The sequence below is a fragment of the Bacillus cereus group sp. BfR-BA-01316 genome (genome assembly GCF_022664195.1).
GTDB lineage: Bacteria > Bacillota > Bacilli > Bacillales > Bacillaceae_G > Bacillus_A.
Window position 1 is genome coordinate 1 of the sequence record NZ_JAKUGX010000111.1, and the last position, 268, is coordinate 268.

The following is a 268-nucleotide window of genomic DNA, read 5'->3' on the forward strand; positions in this document are numbered from 1 at the left end:
AAGTATTCGCCTTTACATCTTGCGTTATTGTTGCTTTCCCATCAATTCGCATACTATCTGTATTTACTGTGCCATCTACTTTACCCGATCCACTTATTCTTGTACGATCACTTTTCAAATTTCCGTTTACACTTCCAGAACCGTTACATTCAAATTCATCACATTCAACATTTCCGTTAACAGTCCCTTTTCCGTTTAATTGTACTTTATGAAACTCGCCACCATTCGATGAACCGTAACCATTTATGATTAAATTTTCGGTACGCAT

1 protein-coding gene is annotated in these 268 nt (G+C 36.6%); it reads right to left on the reverse strand.

The features are described 5' to 3' along the window. On the reverse strand, window positions 1-268 hold a 268-nt coding region (locus tag MR071_RS25220; RefSeq protein WP_242238247.1), incomplete at its 3' end, for a polymer-forming cytoskeletal protein.